The sequence below is a fragment of the Streptomyces sp. NPDC126503 genome, from assembly GCF_040302405.1.
GTDB classification, from domain to species: domain Bacteria; phylum Actinomycetota; class Actinomycetes; order Streptomycetales; family Streptomycetaceae; genus Streptomyces; species Streptomyces gulbargensis.
On record NZ_JBEORS010000004.1, the window covers coordinates 229,975 to 252,193 of the forward strand.

At 74.7% G+C, this 22,219-nt stretch carries 16 protein-coding genes; 8 read left to right on the forward strand and 8 right to left on the reverse strand.

Going from position 1 to position 22,219, the window contains the following annotated elements:
- Window positions 1-69: 69 nt before the first annotated feature.
- The 4 genes from ABTY40_RS07995 to ABTY40_RS08010 form a co-directional block, all read right to left on the reverse strand.
- Window positions 70-1,755 (reverse strand): DEAD/DEAH box helicase, encoded by a 1,686-nt coding sequence (locus ABTY40_RS07995; RefSeq protein WP_352058721.1) that lies wholly within the window; start codon window positions 1,753-1,755, stop codon window positions 70-72.
- Between the two features lie 400 nt (window positions 1,756-2,155).
- A complete protein-coding gene (locus ABTY40_RS08000; RefSeq protein ID WP_352058722.1) occupies window positions 2,156-2,737 on the reverse strand; it encodes a pyridoxamine 5'-phosphate oxidase family protein in 582 nt (193 codons plus the stop codon).
- 71 nt (window positions 2,738-2,808) lie between these two features.
- On the reverse strand, window positions 2,809-3,183 hold the full coding sequence (locus tag ABTY40_RS08005) for a VOC family protein (RefSeq protein ID WP_352058723.1): 375 nt from the start codon (window positions 3,181-3,183) through the stop codon (window positions 2,809-2,811).
- A gap of 57 nt (window positions 3,184-3,240) precedes the next feature.
- Window positions 3,241-3,618 (reverse strand): MerR family transcriptional regulator, encoded by a 378-nt coding sequence (locus ABTY40_RS08010; RefSeq protein ID WP_502990518.1) that lies wholly within the window; start codon window positions 3,616-3,618, stop codon window positions 3,241-3,243.
- Between the two features lie 79 nt (window positions 3,619-3,697).
- Here ABTY40_RS08010 and ABTY40_RS08015 point away from each other — a divergent pair, with 79 nt between their 5' ends.
- Window positions 3,698-4,594, forward strand: a complete 897-nt coding sequence (locus tag ABTY40_RS08015; RefSeq protein WP_352058725.1) for an aldo/keto reductase — start codon at window positions 3,698-3,700, stop codon at window positions 4,592-4,594.
- A 136-nt stretch (window positions 4,595-4,730) separates the two neighbouring features.
- Here ABTY40_RS08015 and ABTY40_RS08020 read toward each other — a convergent pair whose 3' ends face one another.
- The 4 genes from ABTY40_RS08020 to ABTY40_RS08035 form a co-directional block, all read right to left on the reverse strand.
- Window positions 4,731-6,191: a glutamate synthase subunit beta gene (locus ABTY40_RS08020; protein WP_352058726.1), complete on the reverse strand. Its 1,461-nt coding sequence runs from the start codon at window positions 6,189-6,191 to the stop codon at window positions 4,731-4,733.
- Entirely contained in the window at window positions 6,184-10,749 is a 4,566-nt protein-coding gene (gene gltB / locus ABTY40_RS08025; RefSeq protein ID WP_352058727.1) for a glutamate synthase large subunit, read from the reverse strand. Before gltB ends, ABTY40_RS08020 begins: the two co-directional genes overlap by 8 nt.
- A gap of 574 nt (window positions 10,750-11,323) precedes the next feature.
- Complete coding sequence (locus ABTY40_RS08030; RefSeq protein WP_352058728.1) at window positions 11,324-12,718, reverse strand: APC family permease; 1,395 nt, start codon at window positions 12,716-12,718, stop codon at window positions 11,324-11,326.
- Between the two features lie 171 nt (window positions 12,719-12,889).
- Window positions 12,890-13,618, reverse strand: a complete 729-nt coding sequence (locus ABTY40_RS08035) for a VIT1/CCC1 transporter family protein (RefSeq protein WP_352058729.1) — start codon at window positions 13,616-13,618, stop codon at window positions 12,890-12,892.
- A gap of 256 nt (window positions 13,619-13,874) precedes the next feature.
- Between ABTY40_RS08035 and ABTY40_RS08040 the strand changes: the two genes are divergently transcribed.
- The 7 genes from ABTY40_RS08040 (at window position 13,875) to ABTY40_RS08070 (ending at window position 22,207) form a co-directional block, all read left to right on the forward strand.
- Window positions 13,875-14,870 carry an ADP-ribosylglycohydrolase family protein gene (locus tag ABTY40_RS08040; protein ID WP_352058730.1) on the forward strand — a complete coding sequence of 332 codons (996 nt, stop codon included), beginning with the start codon at window positions 13,875-13,877 and terminating at the stop codon, window positions 14,868-14,870.
- A gap of 281 nt (window positions 14,871-15,151) precedes the next feature.
- Window positions 15,152-16,501, forward strand: a complete 1,350-nt coding sequence (locus ABTY40_RS08045; protein WP_502990519.1) for an ADP-ribosylglycohydrolase family protein — start codon at window positions 15,152-15,154, stop codon at window positions 16,499-16,501.
- A complete protein-coding gene (locus tag ABTY40_RS08050) occupies window positions 16,482-17,633 on the forward strand; it encodes an ADP-ribosylglycohydrolase family protein (RefSeq protein WP_352058731.1) in 1,152 nt (383 codons plus the stop codon). The genes ABTY40_RS08045 and ABTY40_RS08050 overlap by 20 nt, the downstream gene beginning before the upstream one ends.
- 218 nt (window positions 17,634-17,851) lie before the next feature.
- Entirely contained in the window at window positions 17,852-19,204 is a 1,353-nt protein-coding gene (locus tag ABTY40_RS08055) for an ADP-ribosylglycohydrolase family protein (RefSeq protein ID WP_352058826.1), read from the forward strand.
- On the forward strand, window positions 19,201-20,121 hold the full coding sequence (rbsK, locus tag ABTY40_RS08060; RefSeq protein WP_352058732.1) for a ribokinase: 921 nt from the start codon (window positions 19,201-19,203) through the stop codon (window positions 20,119-20,121). The genes ABTY40_RS08055 and rbsK overlap by 4 nt, the downstream gene beginning before the upstream one ends.
- Window positions 20,118-21,344: a CaiB/BaiF CoA transferase family protein gene (locus ABTY40_RS08065; RefSeq protein ID WP_352058733.1), complete on the forward strand. Its 1,227-nt coding sequence runs from the start codon at window positions 20,118-20,120 to the stop codon at window positions 21,342-21,344. The genes rbsK and ABTY40_RS08065 overlap by 4 nt, the downstream gene beginning before the upstream one ends.
- Window positions 21,341-22,207, forward strand: coding sequence for an HpcH/HpaI aldolase/citrate lyase family protein (locus tag ABTY40_RS08070; RefSeq protein WP_352058734.1), 867 nt, complete (start codon window positions 21,341-21,343; stop codon window positions 22,205-22,207). Before ABTY40_RS08065 ends, ABTY40_RS08070 begins: the two co-directional genes overlap by 4 nt.
- Window positions 22,208-22,219: the final 12 nt, after the last annotated feature.

Below are 22,219 nucleotides of genomic sequence, written 5' to 3' on the forward strand. Positions count from 1 at the left end.
GGCCGGGGGCGTGGGCCGGGGCCGCGGAGGTCCTCCGCGGCCCGGCGTGCCCGCCCGGCCGAGCGCCCGTCAGCCGTCCGTGGACCTCGGCTGGCGGGCGACGCGGGAGCGGGTGGCGCCGCCACGGGAGCGCCCGCCGCCCGCACCCCGGGACGCGCCGGTACGGGACCCGGCGCCTGAGCCGGTACGGGAGCCGGTACCGCCGGTGCCGGAGGCCGTGCGGGAGCCGGCGCCGGAGGCCGTGCGGCCCGAGGCGGTGCCGGCGGCGCGGCCGGTGCCGGAGGCGCGGCCCTTCGTCGTGCCCGAGCCCGAGCCCGTGGCCGTGCCCCGGCCCGTGCCGCCCGACGCGGAGGCGGACGACGGCCTGCGGCGACGGCGGCCCGAGCCGGTGCCCGGCTGCTGGACGGGCTGCGGGGTCTCGATGACGACCGGGACGCCCGAGGGCTCCTTGGCGCCGGTGAGCCGCACCAGCTCCTCGTCACTGGACTTGATCTGCGCCGTGCGGGGACGGATCCCGGCGTTCGACATCAGCTTGCCCATGTCCCGCTTCTGCTCGGGCAGGACCAGGGTGACGACGCTGCCGGACTCGCCGGCGCGGGCGGTGCGGCCGCCCCGGTGGAGGTAGTCCTTGTGGTCGACCGGCGGGTCGACGTTGACGACCAGGTCGAGGTCGTCCACGTGGATGCCGCGGGCCGCCACGTTCGTCGCGACGAGCGCGGTGACCTGTCCGGTCTTGAACTGGTCGAGGGTCCGGTTGCGCTGCGGCTGGGAGCGCCCGCCGTGCAGGCCGGAGGCCCGTACGCCCTGGGCGAGGAGCCGCTTCACCAGCCGGTCCACGGACCGCTTGGTGTCGAGGAAGAGGATGGTGCGGCCGTCGCGGGCCGCGATCCGCGTCGTGACGGCCTTCTTGTCCGTCTCGTCCAGGACGTAGAGGACGTGGTGCTCCATGGTGGTCACGGCGCCCGCCGACGGGTCGACCGAGTGGACGACCGGGTCGTGGAGGAACATCCGGACGAGCCGGTCGATGTTCTGGTCCAGGGTCGCCGAGAACAGCAGCCGCTGGCCGCCCTCCTCGACCTGCTTCAGCAGCTTGGTGACCTGCGGCAGGAAGCCCATGTCGGCCATCTGGTCGGCCTCGTCGAGGACCGTGACGGCGACCTGGTCGAGGCGGCAGTCGCCACGGCCGATGAGGTCGTCGAGGCGGCCGGGGGTGGCGATGAGCACCTCGGCGCCGCGCCGCAGCGCGGAGGCCTGGCGGGTGATCGACATGCCGCCCACGACGGTGGTGATCCGCAGGCGCAGGGCGGCGGCGTACGGGGTGAGCGCGTCGGTGACCTGCTGGGCGAGCTCGCGGGTCGGGACGAGGACGAGGGCGAGCGGCGCGGTCGGCTCGGCGCGGCGGCCCGCGGTGCGGGCGAGGACGGCGAGGCCGAAGGCGAGGGTCTTGCCGGAGCCGGTACGGCCCCGGCCGAGGACGTCGCGTCCGGCGAGCGAGTTCGGCAGGGTCGCGGCCTGGATGGGGAAGGGCTCGGTGACGCCCTGCTCGGCGAGCGTCTTCACCAGCGCGGCCGGCATGTCGAGGTCCTCGAAGGAGGCCACGGGCGGCAGGGCGGGCGTCACCGTCTCCGGTGGGGTGAACTCCCGGGGCGGCGGGGGCGTGGCGGGGCGGCCTCCGCGGGAGCCCTTGGGCTGCGAGGCGGACGTCGCCCGGGCAGTGCGGGGGCCGCGCTTGTAGGGGCGTTCGGAGCGGGTCATTCGTGCCTTCCTGGCTGCGCGGCACGGCCGGGGCCCGCACCCTGCGAGGGTGCGGGCCCCGGCCGTTTCTCTTCGGAACAATAGTGCGCCCCGGAACCTTCCCGCCTCCGGTCGCCCACCGGGGCGCCCGGCGGATGCCTCCGGGTGAGCGGAGTCACAGGGACGGGGCGTACGCCGGTCCCGCGGGGGTTCTCGGGACGTACGGCGGTCCCGATCGGGTGCACGGGGAGGTGCGGTCCCGGTGTGCGCAGGACCGGCAGGTCAGGCGGGTGCCGAGGCCGGCGCGGAACGCCCCTCGGTGAACTCCCCGCTCCAGGGTACCGAGCCGGGCCCCGTGCGCGACGGCACCCCGGGCGCCGGGCGGGACGGCCGGACCCCCGCGGGAGCCCGGCGGGTCCGCTCACCGCGCCTCGCGGGGCGGCTCGTCGCCGTTGCCGCGCCGGAGGGTCCGCACGCCGCGCCCCGGGGTCCAGGAGGTGACGACGAGTTCCTCGCCGTCCACCCGGGTCCGTACGACCTCGGTGAGCTCCACCCGGAAGAGGTGGAAGGGCGGCGGGGCGCCCGCCTCGCGGGCGTACCACCGGAAGGTGTCCTGGTCGGTGATCTCGGCGGCCCGCCCCGAGACCCGCACGTCACCCCCGCCCATGCCGGTCCCGGAGCCCGGGTTGGCGAGGAGCGAGAAGCGCGGGTCCCGGAGCAGGTCCAGCGCCTTGCGGGAGCGGGGCATCATGCCGAGCCAGAGCTCGCCCGCGCGGAAGTCGGCCTCGATCCCGCTGAGCCGGGGCGCGCCGTCGCGCCGGAGGGTGGCGAGGGCGTGGTGGGTGTACCGGCCGAAGCGCTCGCGCACGGTCGCGGCGAGGACGGGCTCGGCGGCCTCGAAGGCCGACCAGGGATGCCCGGCGCGGGCCGCGTGCCCCTCGCCCCCGTCGTGTCGCGCGTGTCGGCCGTTTCCGGTGGTGTCGGTGTGTCCGGTGTCTCCCATGGCTCCAGGGAACACCGGATACCCGACATCCTCTGTCCGGATTACTCCGCCCGCCGGCTCCGGCGCCGCCGCTAACCGGCCCGCTCGGCCGCGCTGCGCTCCACGCAGAACTCGTTGCCCTCCGGGTCGGCGAGCGTGGCCCAGCCCGTGCCGTCGGGGTTGCGCCGGTCGTCCAGGAGGGTCGCGCCGAGGGCGAGGAGGCGCTCGACCTCCTCGTCGCGCGTGCGGTCCTGCGGCTGGAGGTCGAGGTGGACCCGGTTCTTCACGGCCTTGGGCTCGGGAACCTGGATGAAGAGGAGGCTGGCGCCCGGAGAGTCGACCAGCGCCTCCTCGTCACCGGGCTTGTCGTCGTCGGAGACCTGGGCGTCCAGTGCCGCCGCCCAGAAGGTGGCGAGCGCGTAGGCGTCGGTGCAGTCGATGGTCACATGGCGCACGAGAGAGCTCATGGCGGCATGATCCCCCGCGCCCCCGGCTCCGGGCCACCGTATTCCCGCCGTCCCCGCTCAGCCCACGCCGCCTTCCGCCCCGGCGAGTTGGCGGCCCTCGGTGGCCGCCACGAGGGCGGCGAGCGAGGAGCGGGCGCCCTGGAGGTCCTGGATCCGGGAGTCGATCTCGTCGAGCCGGGCGACGAGCAGGGGGCTCAGGCAGGGCTCGATCTCGGCCTCGCTGCCGCAGACGCAGGCGAGGACCTCGGCGATGACCCGGGTGGGCAGTCCGGCGGCGAGGAGCGCCCGGATGCGGCGGACGACGGCGGGCGCGTCGGAGCCGTACACCCGCTGTCCGCCGGGGGTGCGCTCGGAGGTGAGCAGGCCCTGCTCCTCGTAGTAGCGCAGCAGCCGGACGGTCACGCCGGTCGCGCGCGCCAGTTCGCCGATCCTCATCGTCCCCATGTGATCCCCCTCACTTCCCCGCCCTCCGGGCTTGAAGCTCACACCGGTGTCAGCTCCTACCGTTCCGGGCATGACGCACACCGATGACGTGACGCACACCGATGACATGACGATATTCCAGCTCGGCGGTGACCTGCCGGTCCGGCGCGTGGGCTACGGCGCGATGCGGCTGGCCGACGGGCCGGACGACCCGAGGGGTCCCGAGGCGCGGATCTGGACGGCCCCGGCCGACCGGGCGGCCGCGGTGAAGCTGCTGCGGACGGCGGCGGAGGCCGGGGTCACCCTCTTCGACACGGCCGACGCCTACGCCCTCGGCGCGGGCGAGGACCTCCTTGCCGAGGCGCTCCGTCCCTACGGCGACGAGGTCGCGGTGGCCACCAAGGTCGGCGTGGTGCGCCCCTCCCCCACCGAGTGGGTGCCGCTCGGTCACCCCGCCTATCTGCGCCAGCAGGCGGAGCTGAGCCTGCGCCGGCTGCGGACCGAGCGGATCGACCTCCTGTATCTGCACCGGATCGACGAGAACTACCCGCTCGCCGAGCAGGTCGGCGCCCTGCGCCTCCTCCAGGAGGAGGGCAAGGTCCGGCACATCGGTCTCTCCGAGGTGACGGTCGCGCAGCTGGAGGAGGCGGAGGCGGTCGCCCCGGTCGCCGCCGTGCAGAACCTCTACAACCTTGCCGACCGCGGCCACGAGGCGGTGCTCGACCACACGGCGGGGCGCGGGATCGCCTTCGTCCCCTTCTTCCCGATCGCCATGGGCGGCCACGCGGACCCGGACGGGCCGGTGGCGGCGGTCGCGCGGGAGGCCGGCGCGACCCCGTCCCAGACGGCCCTGGCCTGGCTCCTCCACCGGGCCCCGCACGTCCTGCCGATTCCGGGCACCACCTCGGAGCGGCATCTGAGGGAGAACCTGGGCGCGCTCGGTGTCCGCCTCACCCCCGAGCAGTTCGCGCGCCTGGACGGGTCCTGAGCGGCCGTACGCCGCCCGGCGCCGGGGCGTCGCGGACGCACCGCGGCGCCCGCCCGGTCCTTGGTCGGGGACGGTGGGCGAGCGCCGCGGTCAGTTCCGTACGTCGTTGTACGGGACGTTCGGGGGATCCGGCGGGTCAGACCGTGAGGGCGCGGTCCGTCGGGCGGATCGGGGCCGGCAGGGAGCTGGCGCCGGTCAGGTAACGGTCCACGCCGCGGGCGGCGGAGCGGCCCTCGGCGATGGCCCAGACGATGAGCGACTGGCCGCGGCCGGCGTCACCGGCGACGAAGACGCCGTCGACATTGGTGGCGAAGTCGGCGTCGCGGGCGATGTTGCCGCGCTCGTCCAGCGCCAGGCCGAACTGGGCGACGAGCCCGTTCTCCACGTCGGTGCCGGTGAAGCCCATGGCGAGGGTGACGAGCTGGGCGGGGATCTTCCGCTCGGTGCCCGGCTTCTGAGTGAGCTTGCCGTCGACGAACTCGACCTCGACCAGGTGCAGGAACTGGACGTTGCCGTCCTCGTCGCCCTCGAAGTGGGTGGTGGAGACGGAGTAGACCCGCTCGCCGCCCTCCTCGTGCGCGGAGGTCACCTTGTAGAGCATGGGGAAGGTGGGCCACGGCTGGCCGGCGGCCCGCTCCTCGCCCGGCCGGGGCATGATCTCCAGCTGGGTGACGGAGGCCGCGCCCTGGCGGTGGGCGGTGCCGACGCAGTCGGCGCCGGTGTCGCCGCCGCCGATGACCACGACGTGCTTGCCCTCGGCGGAGATCGGCGAGGTCACGAAGTCGCCCTCCACCACCTTGTTGGCGAGCGGCAGGTACTCCATCGCCTGGTGGATGCCCTTGAGCTCCCGGCCCGGGACGGGCAGGTCGCGGGCGGTGGTGGCGCCGGCGGCGACGACGACCGCGTCGAACCGCTTGCGCAGGTCCGTCGCCGTGAGGTCGCGGCCGATCTCGATGCCGGTGCGGAACTTGGTGCCCTCCGCGCGCATCTGCTCGATGCGGCGGTTGATGTGGCGCTTCTCCATCTTGAACTCGGGGATGCCGTAGCGGAGCAGACCGCCGATGCGGTCGGCCCGCTCGTACACGACCACGGTGTGGCCGGCCCGGGTCAGCTGCTGGGCGGCGGCGAGGCCCGCCGGGCCGGAGCCGATCACGGCGGCGGTCTTGCCCGACAGACGCTCGGGGATCTGCGGCCGGACGTCGCCGCCGTCCCACGCCTTGTCGATGATGGAGACCTCGACGTTCTTGATGGTGACGGCCGGCTGGTTGATGCCGAGCACGCACGCGGCCTCGCACGGAGCCGGGCACAGGCGGCCGGTGAACTCCGGGAAGTTGTTGGTGGCGTGGAGGCGCTCGGACGCCGCCGACCAGTCCTCGCGGTAGGCGTAGTCGTTCCACTCGGGGATGAGGTTCCCCAGCGGACAGCCGTTGTGGCAGAACGGGATGCCGCAGTCCATGCAGCGGCCGGCCTGCTTGCTGATGATCGGCAGCAGGGAGCCGGGGACGTAGACCTCGTTCCAGTCCTTGACTCGCTCGCCCACCGGCCGGGTCTTGGCGACCTCGCGCCCGGTGGTCAGGAAGCCCTTGGGGTCAGCCATGGGTCGCCGCCTCCATCATCTTCTCGGTGGTCTCGGACTCGGAGAGACCGGCGAGCTCAGCGGCGTCCTTGGCGGCGAGCACTGCCTTGTACGTGGTGGGGATGATCTTGCTGAACCGGGCCGCCGCGGCGTCCCAGTCGGCGAGCAGCTTCTCGGCGACCGTGGAGCCGGTCTCCTCGTGGTGGCGGCGCACGACGTCGTGCAGCCAGGCCTTGTCGGCGTCCGACGGGGCCTCGACCGCGCCCAGGTTGCCGGAGTTGACATTGTCCCGGTCGAGGTCGATGACGTACGCGACGCCACCGGACATGCCGGCCGCGAAGTTGCGGCCCGTCTCGCCGAGGACGACCGCCGTGCCGCCGGTCATGTACTCGCAGCCGTGGTCGCCCACGCCCTCGGAGACGACCAGGGCGCCGGAGTTGCGGACGCAGAAGCGTTCGCCGGTGCGGCCGCGGAGGAAGAGTTCGCCGCCGGTGGCTCCGTACGCGATGGTGTTGCCCGCGATGGTGGAGTACTCGGCCAGGTGGTCGGCGCGCCGGTCGGGGCGGACGATCACGCGGCCGCCGGAGAGGCCCTTGCCGACGTAGTCGTTGGCGTCGCCCTCCAGGCGGAGGGTGACACCGTGCGGCAGGAAGGCGCCGAAGGACTGGCCGGCGGAGCCGGTGAAGGTGATGTCGATGGTGTCGTCGGGCAGGCCCGCGCCGCCGAACCGCTTGGTGACGTGGTGGCCGAGCATGGTGCCGACCGTGCGGTTGATGTTGCGGATGGCGACCTGGGCGCGGACCGGCTGCGCCTCTTCGGCGGAGGGCGCGTTCAGGGCCTCGGCGGCGAGCTGGATCAGCTCGTTGTCGAGGGCCTTCTCCAGGCCGTGGTCCTGCTCGACCAGGGCGTGGCGGACGGCGCCGGCGGGCAGCTCGGGCACGTGGAACAGCGGCTCCAGGTCGAGGCCCTGCGCCTTCCAGTGGTGGACGGCGCGGCTGGTGTCGAGCAGCTCGGCGTGGCCGACGGCCTCTTCGAGGGTGCGGAAGCCCAGCTCGGCGAGGAGCTCGCGGACCTCCTCGGCGATGAACTCGAAGAAGTTGACGACGTACTCGGCCTTGCCGGAGAAGCGGTCGCGCAGGACCGGGTTCTGGGTGGCGATGCCGACCGGGCAGGTGTCGAGGTGGCAGACGCGCATCATGACGCAGCCGGAGACGACGAGCGGCGCGGTCGCGAAACCGAACTCCTCGGCGCCGAGCAGGGCGGCGATGACGACGTCGCGGCCGGTCTTGAGCTGGCCGTCGGTCTGGACGACGATCCGGTCGCGCAGGCCGTTGAGCAGCAGGGTCTGCTGGGTCTCGGCCAGGCCGAGCTCCCAGGGGCCGCCCGCGTGCTTGAGCGAGGTCAGCGGCGAGGCGCCCGTACCGCCGTCGTGGCCGGAGATGAGGACGACGTCCGCGTGGGCCTTGGAGACACCGGCGGCGACCGTGCCGACGCCGACCTCGGAGACCAGCTTCACGTGGATGCGGGCCGCCGGGTTGGCGTTCTTGAGGTCGTGGATCAGCTGCGCCAGGTCCTCGATGGAGTAGATGTCGTGGTGCGGCGGCGGGGAGATCAGACCGACGCCCGGGGTGGAGTGCCGGGTCCTGGCGACCCACGGGTAGACCTTGTGGCCGGGCAGCTGGCCGCCCTCGCCGGGCTTGGCGCCCTGCGCCATCTTGATCTGGATGTCGTCGGCGTTCACCAGGTACTCGGAGGTGACGCCGAAGCGGCCGGAGGCGACCTGCTTGATCGCGGAGCGGCGCGCCGGGTCGTACAGGCGGTCCGGGTCCTCGCCGCCCTCACCGGTGTTGGACTTGCCGCCCAGCCGGTTCATGGCGATGGCGAGGGTCTCGTGCGCCTCCTGGGAGATGGAGCCGTACGACATGGCGCCGGTGGAGAAGCGCTTGACGATCTCGGAGACCGGCTCGACCTCGTCGACCGGGATCGACGGGCGGTCGGAGGAGAAGCCGAAGAGGCCACGGAGCGTCATGAGGCGCTCGGACTGCTCGTTCACCCGGTCCGTGTACTGCTTGAAGATGTCGTACCGCTTGTTCCGCGTGGCGTGCTGCAGGCGGAAGACCGTCTCGGGGTCGAAGAGGTGCGGCTCGCCCTCGCGGCGCCACTGGTACTCGCCGCCGATGTCCAGCGCGCGGTGCGCGGAGGCGACGCCGGAGACCGGGTACGCCTTGGCGTGGCGGGCGGCGACCTCCCGGGCGATGACGTCGAGGCCGGCGCCGCCGATCTTGGTGGCGGTGCCGTTGAAGTACGTGGTGACGAACTCCTCGTCGAGGCCGACGGCCTCGAAGACCTGCGCGCCGCGGTAGGAGGCGACGGTGGAGATGCCCATCTTGGACATGACCTTGAGGACGCCCTTGCCGAGGGCGTGGATGAGGTTGCGGATCGCCTGCTCGGGCTCCAGGCCCTCGATGAAGGTGCCGGCGCGGACGAGGTCCTCGACGGTCTCCATGGCGAGGTACGGGTTCACGGCCGCGGCGCCGTAGCCGATGAGCAGGGCCACGTGGTGGACCTCGCGGACGTCGCCGGCCTCGACCAGCAGGCCCACCTTGGTGCGCTGCTTGGTGCGGATGAGGTGGTGGTGGACTGCCGCGGTCAGGAGCAGCGAGGGGATCGGGGCGTGCTCGGCGTCGGAGTGCCGGTCGGAGAGCACGATGAGGCGGGCGCCGCCCTCGATGGCGGTGTCGGCCTCGGCGCAGATCGCCTCGATGCGGGCGGCGAGGGCCTCGCCGCCGCCGGAGACCCGGTAGAGGCCGGAGAGGGTCACGGCCTTCATGCCGGGCATGTCGCCGTCGGCGTTGATGTGGATGAGCTTGGCCAGCTCGTCGTTGTCGATCACCGGGAAGGGCAGGGTGACGCTGCGACAGGAGGCGGCGGTCGGGTCGAGCAGGTTGCCCTGGGGCCCGAGCGAGGAGCGCAGGCTGGTGACGAGTTCTTCGCGGATGGCGTCCAGCGGCGGGTTGGTGACCTGCGCGAACAGCTGCGTGAAGTAGTCGAAGAGGAGGCGGGGCCGCTCGGAGAGGGCCGCGATGGGCGAGTCGGTGCCCATGGAGCCGATCGGCTCGGCGCCGGTGCGGGCCATCGGGGCGAGGATGACCCGCAGCTCCTCCTCGGTGTAGCCGAAGGTCTGCTGGCGGCGGGTGACCGAGGCGTGGGTGTGCACGATGTGCTCGCGCTCGGGGAGGTCGGAGAGCTCGATCTCGCCGGTCTCCAGCCACTGCGCGTAGGGCTTCTCGGCGGCGAGGGCGGCCTTGATCTCGTCGTCCTCGACGATGCGGTGCTCGGCGGTGTCGACGAGGAACATCTTGCCGGGCTGGAGGCGGCCCTTGCGGACGACCCGGGCGGGGTCGATGTCGAGGACGCCGACCTCGGAGGAGAGGACGACGAGGCCCTCGTCGGTGACCCAGTAGCGGCCGGGGCGCAGACCGTTGCGGTCGAGGACCGCGCCGACCTGGACGCCGTCGGTGAAGGTGACGCAGGCGGGGCCGTCCCAGGGCTCCATCATCGTGGAGTGGTACTGGTAGAAGGCGCGGCGGGCCGGGTCCATGGAGTCGTGGTTCTCCCACGCCTCGGGGACCATCATCAGGACCGCGTGCGGCAGGGAGCGGCCGCCGAGGTGGAGCAGCTCCAGGACCTCGTCGAAGGAGGCGGAGTCGGAGGCGTCCGGGGTGCAGATCGGGAAGATCCGGTCCAGGGAGCCCTCGCCGAAGACGTCCGAGACGAGCTGGGCCTCGCGGGCGGTCATCCAGTTCCGGTTGCCCTTGACGGTGTTGATCTCACCGTTGTGGGCGACGAAGCGGTACGGGTGGGCGAGCGGCCAGCTCGGGAAGGTGTTGGTGGAGAAGCGGGAGTGGACCAGGGCGACGGCGGAGGCGCAGCGGCGGTCGGAGAGGTCCGGGAAGAAGGGCTCCAGCTGGCCGGTGGTCAGCATGCCCTTGTAGACCAGGGTGCGGGCGGAGAGCGACGGGAAGTAGGTCGCGGCTTCGCGCTCGGCGCGCTTGCGCAGGACGAACGCCTTGCGGTCCAGGGCGATGCCGGTGGCCTCGCCGGCGGCGTCCGCGACGAACAGCTGGCGGAAGACCGGCATGGTGGAGCGGGCGGAGGCGCCGAGCAGCTCGGGGGCGACGGGGACCTCGCGCCAGCCGAGGACGGTGAGGCCCTCTTCGGCGGCGATCGCGTCGATCCTGGCGACGGTCTCGTCGGTGCCGTCCTCCGGGAGGAAGGCGATGCCGACGGCGTACGCGCCGGCCTCGGGGAGCTCGAATCCGGCGACCTCGCGGAGGAAGGCGTCGGGGACCTGGAGGAGGATGCCGGCGCCGTCACCGGAGTCGGGCTCCGAGCCGGTGGCGCCGCGGTGCTCGAGGTTGCGCAGTACGGTCAGCGCCTGCTCGACCAGCTCGTGGCTGGCTACACCGGTGAGGGTGGCCACGAACCCGACACCGCAGGCGTCGTGTTCGTTACGGGGGTCGTACATGCCCTGGGGGGCGGGGCGACCGTCCATGGGCGACCAGGCGTCGGAACGCATCGGCTCTCCCGTCGTCGTCGTGGCAAGTGGAGCTGCCGAGGGACGACGTTGGCCCTCCGCGAAATTTCGTGCAGGTTACATGATGGCTGGCTTCTCGCGAAGCGGATAGCTCATTCCAGCATGCGGACACCTCCGACACGGAGCGGTGGTGTGTTCTGCCTGTGGGGTGCGGGGATCGGGTGTGTCCCCGCAGGGGACGGAACGCGGGTCCGGGAAGTGAACCGGTGGTCCCGGCGGGCCGTCGTGGTGGGTGGGCTTCATTGCCCGAAGACGCTCATGCGTCATTCCCGTGGGACACGGGATCGAAACCGCCGGGTAACCGGCTACTTATGTGGCGTCCCGCATAGTGTCTCACCGCGACCGGGGTTCGGACCAGGGATCTACGTCACAGCCGGAATGCCCCTTTCATGGGGGAGAGCGTGCCCGAAATGCGGGAAAGGCCCCTTGCGGGGCCTCTCGGCGGTCAGTGAGGGGTACGGAATCCGTCGCCCCGGCACGGGCGGGCCCGGAGCGGGTGGCCGGGCGCCGCCCTGCGGTCATCGGGAGCGACGCGCCACCTCGGCGGCCGGCCCGGTCACCCGGAGCGGGTGACCGGGGTACCGCCGTCCGCGGCACGGTCGGTGTCCCCGGCCGGGCCGGTGCCGCCGCCGCGCCTGCGGCCCCGGCCCACGGCCACGGCGGCAAGGACGAGACCGACCGCCAGGACGGTGAGTCCCCGCAGCCACACCTGGGCCTCGATCTGCGTCGCGAGCAGGACGCAGGAGGCGATGCCGAGGACCGGGAGGACGGTCGGGGCCCGGAAGTGGTCCCCGTCGCCCGGGTCCCGGCGCAGCACGAGGACGGCGGTGTTGACGATGAGGAACACGACGAGGAGGAGCAGCACCAGGGTGGAGGCCAGGTCGGCGACACCGCCGGTCAGGGCGAGCAGCATCGCCGCGCCGGTCGTGACCGCGATCGCCACCCAGGGCGTGCCGCGGCGCGGCAGCACCCGGGCCAGTGAGGCCGGCAGCAGCCCGTCCCGTGCCATGCCGTAGGCCAACCGGGACGACATGATGCCGGTGAGCAGCGCGCCGTTGGCGACCGCGACGAGCGCGATGGCGCTGAACAGCCACAGCGGGACGCCACCCGCCGCCTTGACCACTTCCAGGAGCGGCCCGCTCGACGCCACCAGCTTCTCCGTCGGTACGGCCACCGACGCCGCCACGCCCACCAGCGCGTACACGACGCCCGCCGCGACGAGCGCGCCGAACAGCGCGCGCGGATAGGAGCGGCGGGGGTCCCGCGTCTCCTCCGCGACGTTCACGGAGGTCTCGAACCCGACGAAGGAGTAGTACGCCAGGACGGAAGCGCTGAGCACGGCGGCCGCGACACCCTTCTCGGGCGTACCGAGCTGGACGAGCCGGCCCGGATCGGCGTCCCCGCGCAGCAGCAGCCAGCCGCCCAGGGCGACGACGACGAGCAGGCCGCCGACCTCGATGACGGTGGCGACGACGTTGGCGCGGGTGGATTCCTTGATGCCGCGCGCGTTGACCAGCGCGAGGACGACCAGGAACAGCACGGCGACGACCCCGACCGGCAGTGTCACGAACGCCGACAGGTACTCGCCGCCGAACCCCCGGGCCAGGGCGGCGACCGAGACGATCCCGGCGGTGAGCATGCAGAACCCGGCGACGAAGCCGACGAACGGACCGAACGCCCGGGTGGCGTAGTGGGACGCCCCTCCCGACCGGGGGTACTTCGTCGCCAGCTCGGCGTAGGAGGCGGCGGTGAGCAGTGCCAGGAGCAGCGCCACGACGAGCGGCACCCACACGGCACCGCCCGCGTCGGCGGCGACCTGGCCCACCAGGACGTAGACGCCGGCGCCGAGGACGTCCCCGAGGATGAAGAAGAAGAGCAGGGGCGTGGTCAGCGTCTTCTTGAGCCCGCCCTGCGGCGCGCGGTCCGTTGCGCGTGGATTGCCTATCGACATGTCGATTCGTATCCCCACGCCTCGGTGGTCCACACCTCCCGCCCCCCGGGTGGCCGTCCGCCTCAGGCGTCACAGGAGTGCGCGAGGCGGGTACACGGAACCGCGCCGCGCGTCCCCCGGGCGGGGACGCGCGGCGCGGTTCGCGCGACGGGGCGGCACGGCCCCGTCCTGCTAGAGCGCGGCTCCGAAGAGCATGCCCAGACCGTACGTGACGGCGGCGGCGGCCCCGCCGAGCACGAGCTGGCGCAGTCCGCTGAACCACCAGCTGCGGGCGGTGACCCGGGCGACGAGCGCCCCGCAGGCGAAGAGGCCGAGGAGGGCGAGGAGCACGGCCGGCCAGAGCGCGGTCGCCCCGAGCAGGTAGGGCAGCACGGGAAGGAGCGCGCCGAGCGCGAAGGAGCCGAACGACGACACCGCGGCCACCGCCGGCGACGGCAGGTCGTCGGGGTCGATGCCGAGCTCCTCGCGGGCGTGGATCTCCAGCGCCTGCTCGGGGTCCTTCGACAGCTGCATGGCGACCTCGCGGGCGAGGGCGGGCTCGACGCCGCGCGAGACGTACAGCGCGGCGAGCTCCTCCATCTCGTCCACCGGGTGCTTGCGCAACTGGCGGCGCTCGACGTCGAGTTCGGCCTGCACGAGTTCGCGCTGGGAGGCGACGGAGGTGTACTCGCCCGCCGCCATGGAGAACGCGCCCGCCGCGAGGCCCGCGAGGCCGGTGATCACGACGGTCTGCGAGGAGACCGCGCCGCCGGCCACACCGGTCATCAGGGCGAGGTTGGACACGAGTCCGTCCATGGCCCCGAAGACCGCCGGACGCAGCCACCCGCCGTTCACGTCGCGGTGGGTGTGGTTGTCGCGGTGGGCCTCGTGCAGTGGCGCCTGGGCTTCGATGATGGACATGGTTCTCCCCTCGGTTCCGGCGGGCCGGGTCGCACCCGCCGCCCCCAACTCCCTCGAAAATACGCGCGATGTAAGGGGCGCGCCAGCAAGGCAGGCCGTACTTAGTAAGGGCCGCCTCACCCGATGGGCCCCGCTCCGGCGAGGCGTCAGGTGGGTGACAGAGACGTTTCTGCGGCGAGTTCACGGCCCGTGGTGGCAGAGATCCAGGGATCGGGACACCACCGGCGTCCCACCACCGCCGAGGAAGGGGCGCGAGATGGTGACCACGGCATGCGACACGCGCGAGAGGGCGCGGGGGGCGCTCCTCGGCCTCGCCGTCGGCGACGCGCTCGGCGCGCCCGCCGAGAACATGCGGCCCTCCGAGATCCGCCGCCGCTGGGGCCGTGTCGAGGGGTTCGTGACGGACCGGCCGGCCGGGACCGACGACACCGAGTACGCCATCTTCTCGGCGCTGCTCCTCGCCCGCCACGGTTCCGCCCTCACCGTGCGGCACGTGGAGGAGGCCTGGCACCACTGGATCGCCGACCTCGACGAGGGCCCCTTCCGAGGGGCCGGGTTCTCCGAGCGCGGCACCCTGGAGAACCTCCGCCGGGGGCTCGCCGCGCCGATCTCCGCCCAGCACCGGCACGCCTGGAGCGACGGACTCGCCATGCGGGCCGCGCCCTTCGGGGTCTTCGCGGCGGGCCGCCCGGAGGAGGCGGCCCGGCTCGTCGCCATCGACGGCAGCGTGAGCCACGAGGGCGAGGGCATCTACGGGGGCCAGGCCGTCGCGGCGGGCGTCGCGGCGGCGATGACGGGCGCGGGCGTGACCCCGGTCATCGCGGCGGCCCTTTCGGTGATCCCCATGGACTCCTGGACCGCCCGCTCGCTGCGGCGCGCGGTCGTCGCCGCGCAGCGCGTCCAGCCGGACCCGGCCGTACGTGAGCGCCAGGTCCGCTCGGCGGTGGTCATCGGCGGCTACCCGTGGACGGACCTCGCCCCGGAGGCGGTGGGCCTCGCCTTCGGCGCCTTCGCGGCGGCCCGCGGCGACTTCCGCACGGCGGTCCTGACCGCCGTCAACATGGGCCGCGACGCCGACACGACGGCGGCCCTGGCGGGCGCCCTGGCCGGCGCGTCGGGCGGCCTGCGCGCCATTCCCGGGGAGTGGGCCTCGGCCATCGGCCCGGTGAGGGGCAGCTGCCTCCCCTCGATGCGCGGCCGCCACGTCCTGGAGACCGCGGACCTGCTGACCCCGGAGGAGACCAACCGATGACCACGAACCCGCCACCCCCCGCGCCCCCGGACACCCAGGCCCCCGCCCCCACCGCCGTGGGCACGCGCCCGACGGACACTCCGCTCACCGCCCCCACCGCTGTGGGCACGCGTCCCACGGACACTCCGGTGTCCACCGCCGGCACACGCCCCGCACCCCCGAACACTCCGGCGCCCGCCCCCACCGCCGCTGTCGGCACGTGCCTCGCGGACACTCCGCTCACCACCCCCACCGCTGTGGGCACGGGTCCCGCGGGGCGGGACGGGTGGGCACAGCCCCCGGTGCCGGGCACCGGCTCCCTCCCCGGCGCCCACAAGCACCTGGCGGCGCCCCCGGAGCGCGCCGCGCGCTACGGGCCCCCCGGTCCCGCCTCCCGCCAAGCCGCCTTGCACCCGGCGGCACCGGCGCGCACCGCACACAATGGGACCCCCCACCCCGCGGCCCCCGAGCGCACCGCGCAGTCGCGGCCCTCCGCCCACCGTCAGGTCACCCGGCAGGGGAGGATCGAGGGCCTGCTCCTCGGCATCGCGGCGGGCGACGCCGCCGGCTGGCCCGCCGCACGCCACCGCGCCGCCCGGATGCCGGAGTGGACTCGCCGGCTCACCCGCGAACTCGACACCTTCGCGGAGCAGAACGCGACGACCACCCTCCCCGTCCCCCTCGCCCTCAACCAGCCGCCCGAGCCCCTCCGCCTCGGCCCCTCCGACGACGCCGAATGGGCGGTCTTCACCGCCGAGTCGGTCCTCGCCGCCGCCGGCCCGGCCTTCGCCGCGCTCCCGCCGGAGCGCCGGCTCCGCGCCGCCGTCGACCAGGCGTGGAACGCCCTCGCGGCCCAGGTCGCCGCCGCGGCGGCCCGCGCGCCGGAGGTCGAGTCCGCCGTCCTCCCGCTGCGCGCCCGGATCTCGGTCCGGGCGGGTCTCGGCAATCTCGCGACCGGTCTGCGCCCGCCCGCGACCGGCCACGACAACCCGCACTACTTCGACGACGCCGCCTGTGTCCGCGCCGCCGTCCTCGCCGCCGTCCACCCCGGCGATCCCCGCGCGGCCGCCGCGCTGGCCGAGTTCGACGCCCGGTACACCCAGGACGGCGACGGCGTGCACGGCGCCCGGGCGACGGCGGCGGCCGTGGCGGCCGCGCTCGGCGGGGCGGCGGCGGACGAGGCCGTCGCGGCGGCCCTCGCGGAACTGCCGCCCGCCACGGAGATCGGCCGCAACGCCCGGCACGCCCTGGCCCTCGCGGCGACCGCCGGCTCGGCCTTCGCGCTGGTCCCGCTCCTGGAGCACCAGATCGTGGACCACGTCTACAGCTACGGCATCGCCGCCGCCGAGACCGTCCCCGTCGCGCTGGCCCTCGCGACCGCCGCACGGGGCGAGATGGCGGCCGCCGTCCCGGCCGCCGCGTGCCTGTCCCGGGTCGCGGACTCGGCCCCGGCACTGGTGGGCGCGCTCACCGGCGCGCTGGGCGGCGGCCGTTCGGTGCCGGGGACGTGGCGGGAGGCCTGCCGGACGCTGGCGGGCTGCGCGCTGCCCCGCCTGGCGGGCGCGGACCTGGTGGAACTCGCCGGGCTGCTGGGAGCCACGGAACCGGCCGCCCCGGGGGGACAATTCCGGCATGACACCCACACTGGATGACCGGATCACCGGCAGTCTCATCGGCGCCGCCGTCGGCGACGCGCTCGGCGGCCCCGTCGAGGGGTACACCCCCGCCCAGATCCTGGAACGCCACGGCGGGCGCGTCACCGGCATCGTCGGGCCGTGGAACGGCGGCGAGTGGCGCACCGCCCGGCCCCTCGCCCCGTACCACAAGGGCGACGGGCACGTCACCGACGACACCTTGATGACCCACGCCCTGATCCGGGTCTACGTGAAGGTCCGTGACCATCTCGACGCGTACGCGGTCGCGGACCACCTCGTCCCCGAACTCATGGACGCACCCGTCTGGATCCCGGAGCTGGAGGCCGAGGCGCTCCCCCTCCAGCGGATCTTCCTGGCCGAGAAGTGGATCGTCACCCGCCTCCACTACGGCCACGCCGACCCGCGCGAGGCGGGCACCGGAAACATCGTCAACTGTGGCGCGGCGATGTACATGGCACCGGTCGGCCTGGTCAACGCCGCCCATCCGGCCGCCGCCTACGCCGAGGCCCTGGACGTCGCCGGCGCGCACCAGTCCTCGTACGGCCGGGAGGCGGCGGGTGTCTTCGCGGCGGCGGTCGCGGCGGCCTGCGCGCCGGGGGCCACGCCCCGTACCGTCGTCGAGACGGCGCTCTCGCTCGCGAAGGACGGCACGCGGGCGGCGATCGAGGCGGTCGCGGAGGCCGCGGACCGCCACCGGGACTTCGAGTCGGCGCTCGTTCCGCTGCGGGCGGCCGTCGCCCCGTTCGACTCGGTGGGCCCCGACTACCGCACGCCCTCGCTCGGCGCCCGCCGCCCCTCCCGGCTGCACGCGATCGAGGAGCTGCCGATCGCCCTGGGCATGCTCCTGGTCGGCGAGGGCGACTACCGCCGTACGGTGCTCGGCGCGGTCAACTACGGCCGTGACTGCGACTCGATCGCCACGATGGCGGGGGCGATCGCGGGCGCCCTGCACGGGGAACCGGCCGTGCCCGCCGACTGGGCGAAGGAGGTCGCGGAGGCGAGCCGCCTCGACCTGCACGCCCCGGCGGTGGCCCTGGCCTCCGTGGCCCACGAGGTCTTCGCCCGGGACCTGGCCCGCCGCCGCGCGCACGAGGCGGCGTACGCGGAGCTGACGGGCGCCCCGCGGTGACCACCCCGCCCCCCGGAGCACCCGCCACGCCGGCCACTCCCGGCACGATCCCCGAAGCACCCGCCACCCCGCCCGTTCCCGGCGCCGTCCCCGGAACCCCGGCCACCGGCCCCGGTACCGGCGTCCGCCGCCGCGCGCCGGTGGACCCCTCCCCCGCCGGTACGCCCCCGGCCCCGGACGCCCGCGCGGCGGCGACGCCGGACGGGCCCCCCGCGCTCCTGCGCCTGACGTGGGTGCAGCCGGAGGACCTCGTGGGGCACGAGCTGCGGCAGGCGGCCGAGGACGGGCGGGACGCCCGGGCCCTCGCCGCGCGGTGGGCGGCGGCCGGGGGCGGACCCGCGCCCGCCACCGCCGGTGCCTCGCCCGTCCCCCGGCCACATCTGCGCGCGCTCGCCGGGGAGCTGCTCGACGCCCTGGCCGCGCTGCCCTCCCCGCTCGCCGCCGACGAACCCGAGCGCCTCGACGCGATCGTGCCGGTCCGCCCCGCAGGCCGGGCCGCCGCCGTGGACGACCCCGGCCTCCGGGACCGGCTGCACGCGGCCTGGCTCGGCCGGGCCGCAGGCTGTCTGCTCGGCAAGCCGGTCGAGAAGCTGCCGCTGCCCGCCCTCCGCGCCCTGGCCCGCGCCGCCGGCAACTGGCCGCCGGCCGACTGGTTCACGGCCCGGGGCGTGCCCCCCGCGCTGCTCGCCGCGCATCCGTGGAACCGCCGCTCCGCGGGCACCTCCCTCGCCGAGAACATCGACGGGATGCCCGAGGACGACGACCTGAACTACCCCCTGGTCAACCTGCTCCTCCTCCAGCGGTACGGCCGGGGGTTCACCACCGCCGACGTCGCCCGCCTCTGGCTGGACGAACTGCCCGCCGGCCGCGCCTTCACGGCCGAACGGATCGCGTACCGCAACCTCCTCGACGGCTTCGAACCCCCGCTGACGGCCGTCCACCGCAATCCCTTCCGCGAGTGGATCGGCGCCCAGATCCGGGCCGACGTGCACGGCTGGACCCACCCCGGCGCCCCGGAGGCCGCCGCCGCGCAGGCGTACCGGGACGCGGTGCTCACCCACACCGCCAACGGCGTGTACGGCGCCATGTTCGTCGCCGGCACCGTGGCCGCCGCCGCCTCCGGCACGGCCGACGTGCACCAGGCCCTCGCCGCCGGACTCGGCGTGGTCCCGCCGCGCTCCCGCCTGGCCCGGGCGGTCCGCCTGGGCATCGCGACGGCCCGCGCCACCGCCGGCTTCGACACGGTCGTCGACCAGTTGCACGCCGCCCTCGGCGGGTACCACTGGGTGCATGCCGTCCCGAACGCCGCCCTGCTCGCCGCCGCGCTCACCCACGCCGACGGCGACTTCTCGCGCTCGATCTGCGCGGCGGTCTCCGGCGGCTGGGACACCGACTCCAACGGCGCGACCGCCGGCTCCGTCGCCGGCCTGCTCGCCGGGCACCCCGACCGGCTGCCCGCCCGCTGGACCTCCCCTCTCAAGAACCGGCTCTCGACCTCGGTCGCGGCCTTCGACGGCATCGGCTTCGACGCCCTGGCCGAACTGACCCACCTGGAGGCAGTACGCCCATGACCAGCATCGTCGTACTCGGCAGCACCAACATGGACCTCGTCGCGTACGTCCCGAGGGCCCCGGCCCGCGGCGAGACCGTCACCGGCCGCGCGTTCCGCACGATCCCCGGCGGCAAGGGCGCCAACCAGGCCGTCGCCGCCGCCCGGGCGGGCGCCGAGGTCGCGATGATCGGGGCGGTCGGCGCGGACGACTTCGGGACCCGCCTCCGGGCCAACCTGGAGCACTGCGCGGTCGACACCGATCTGCTGCGCACCACCGACGGCCCCTCCGGCACCGCCCACATCGTCGTCGACGACGAGGGCGGCAACGCGATCGTCGTCGTCCCCGGGGCCAACGCCACCGTCACCTCCCTCACCCACGGCGACGAGGCGCTGATCGGCACCGCCGACGCCCTGCTGCTCCAGCTCGAACTCCCCCTCTCCGTCGTCGCGGAGGGCGCGCGCACCGCCCGCCGGCTCGGTGTCCGCACCGTCCTCACCCCGTCCCCCGCCCAGGCCCTGCCCGCCGAACTCCTGGCCACGACCGACCTGTTGGTGCCGAACGAGCACGAGGCCACCGCCCTCACCGGGCTGTCCGACCCGGTCGCCGCCGCCCGCGCCCTGCTGCGGGACGTGCCCGAGGTGGTCGTCACCCTCGGCGCGTCGGGCTGCCTCTACGCCGCGCGCGGCGCCGAGCCCGTCACCGTGCCCGCCCCGCGGGTCCGGGCCGTGGACACCACCGCCGCCGGGGACACCTTCGTCGGCGCCCTCGCGGTCGCGCTCGGCGAGGGCCGGCCCGTCCCCGAGGCGCTGGCGTGGAGTCAGGCCGCCGCCGCGCTCTCCGTCCGGCGCGAGGGCGCGTCGACGTCGATGCCGTATCGAACGGAGATCGAGGCGGCGTTCCTCTCCCCCGACTCCCTGGAGGCCGACCCCGTATGACCGCCCCCGCGTCCTCCCCCGTCCCCGCGTCCGCCCCGCCCGCTCCGCTGCACGGACTGCGCGTCCTCGACCTCGCGACCCTCTTCGCCGGGCCGCTCGCGGCCACGATGCTGGGCGACTTCGGCGCCGACGTCGTCAAGGTCGAGCACCCGCGCACACCCGATCCCTCCCGCGGGCACGGGCCCGCCAAGGACGGGGTGGGCCTCTGGTGGAAGGTCCTCGGCCGCAACAAACGGACGATCACCCTCGATCTGTCGAGCCCCGGCGGCCGGGACACCCTGCTGCGGCTCGCCGCCGACGCCGACGTGATCGTGGAGAACTTCCGGCCCGGCACGCTGGAACGCTGGGGCCTGGGCTGGGAGGAGCTCTCCGCCGCCAATCCCCGGCTCGTCCTCGCCCGGGTCACCGGCTTCGGCCAGTTCGGCCCGTACGCCCACCGCCCCGGTTTCGGCACCCTCGCCGAGGCGATGAGCGGCTTCGCCGCGATCACCGGCGAGCCCGACGGCCCGCCCACCCTGCCCCCCTTCGGCCTGGCCGACTCGATCGCCGCCCTCGCCACCGCGTACGCGGTGATGACCGCGCTCACCGCGAGGACGACGACCGGGCGCGGCCAGGTCGTCGACATGGCGATCATCGAACCGATGCTCTCCGTCATCGGACCCCATTCCCTCTGGTACGACCAGCTCGGTTACGTCCAGCCCCGGACCGGCAACCGCTCCCGCAACAACGCCCCGCGCAACACCTACCGGACCGCCGACGGCTCCTGGGTCGCCGTCTCGACCTCCGCCCGGTCCATCGCCGAACGCGTGCTGCGCCTGGTGGGCCGGCCGGAGCTGATCGACGAGCCCTGGTTCGCCGACGGCACCGGCCGGGCCGCGCACGCGGACGAGCTGGACGAGGCGGTCGGCGGCTGGATCGCGCGCCGCACCCGGGACGAGGCCCTGGCGGCCTTCGAGAAGGCGGAGGCCGCCATCGCGCCCGTCTACGACGTGCGGGACGTCGTGGACGATCCGCAGTACCGGGCGCTCGGCACCCTCACCGAGGTCGAGGACCCCGAGCTCGGCACGATCCGCATGCAGAACGTCCTCTTCCGGCTGTCCGAGACCCCCGGCGTGATCCGCTGGCCCGGCCGACCCCACGGGGCGGACACCGCCGGCGTCCTCGCCGAACTCGGCCTCACCCCCGCCGAGATCGGTGCCCTGCGCGACCAGGGAGCGGTATGAGCGGTACGGGCCGGACCCCCGGCGCGGGCCACGCAGCCGACCCGGGCGGGGCCGTGCTGGACCGCGCGCACACGCCGCTGACCTGGCTGTACGCCCCCGGTGACCGGCCCGCCGTGGTGGCGAAGGCGCTGGTCTGCGGCGCGGACGTGGTGATCGTGGACCTGGAGGACGCGGTGGCCCCGCACCGCAAGGCGTACGCCCTGGACGCCACGGCGGATCTGCTCTCCGACGTCCCTCCCGTACCGGTCCACGTCCGCGTCCACTCCCCGCACGACATCTCCACGCTGGCCTCCCTCCCCGGCCTCGGCGGTCTGCGTCTTCCCAAGGTGACACACGCCACTGACATCCACCGGATCGCGGAGCTCGCCCCCGGCGTCCCGCTCCACCCGCTCCTGGAGAGCGCGCTGGCCGTGGAGCACGCCCACGCCATCGCCTCGGCGCACCCCGCCGTCCGCGGCGTGGCCCTCGGCGAGGCGGACCTCCGCGCGGACCTGGGCGTACGGGAGGACCGCGGGCTCGACTGGTCGCGCGGCCGTCTCGTGGTCGCCGCCCGCGCGGCCGGGCTGCCGCCGCCGGCGCAGTCGGTCCACCCGGACCTCGGTGACCTGGCGGGCCTCGCCGCCGGCTGCGCCCGGGGCCGCGCCCTGGGGTTCCTCGGCCGGGCGGCGATCCATCCCCGTCAGCTGCCGGTGATCGAGCGCGCCTACCTGCCCACCCCGGAAGAGGTCGACGCGGCGCGGCAGGTCGTCGAGGCCGCCGCTGCCGAGCCCGGGGCCCAGGCCCTGGCGGACGGCCGCTTCGTGGACGCGGCCGTGGTGGCGGTCGCCCGCCGGGTCCTCTCGCTGGCCGCCCGCACACCCTGACCCCGGCCGGGG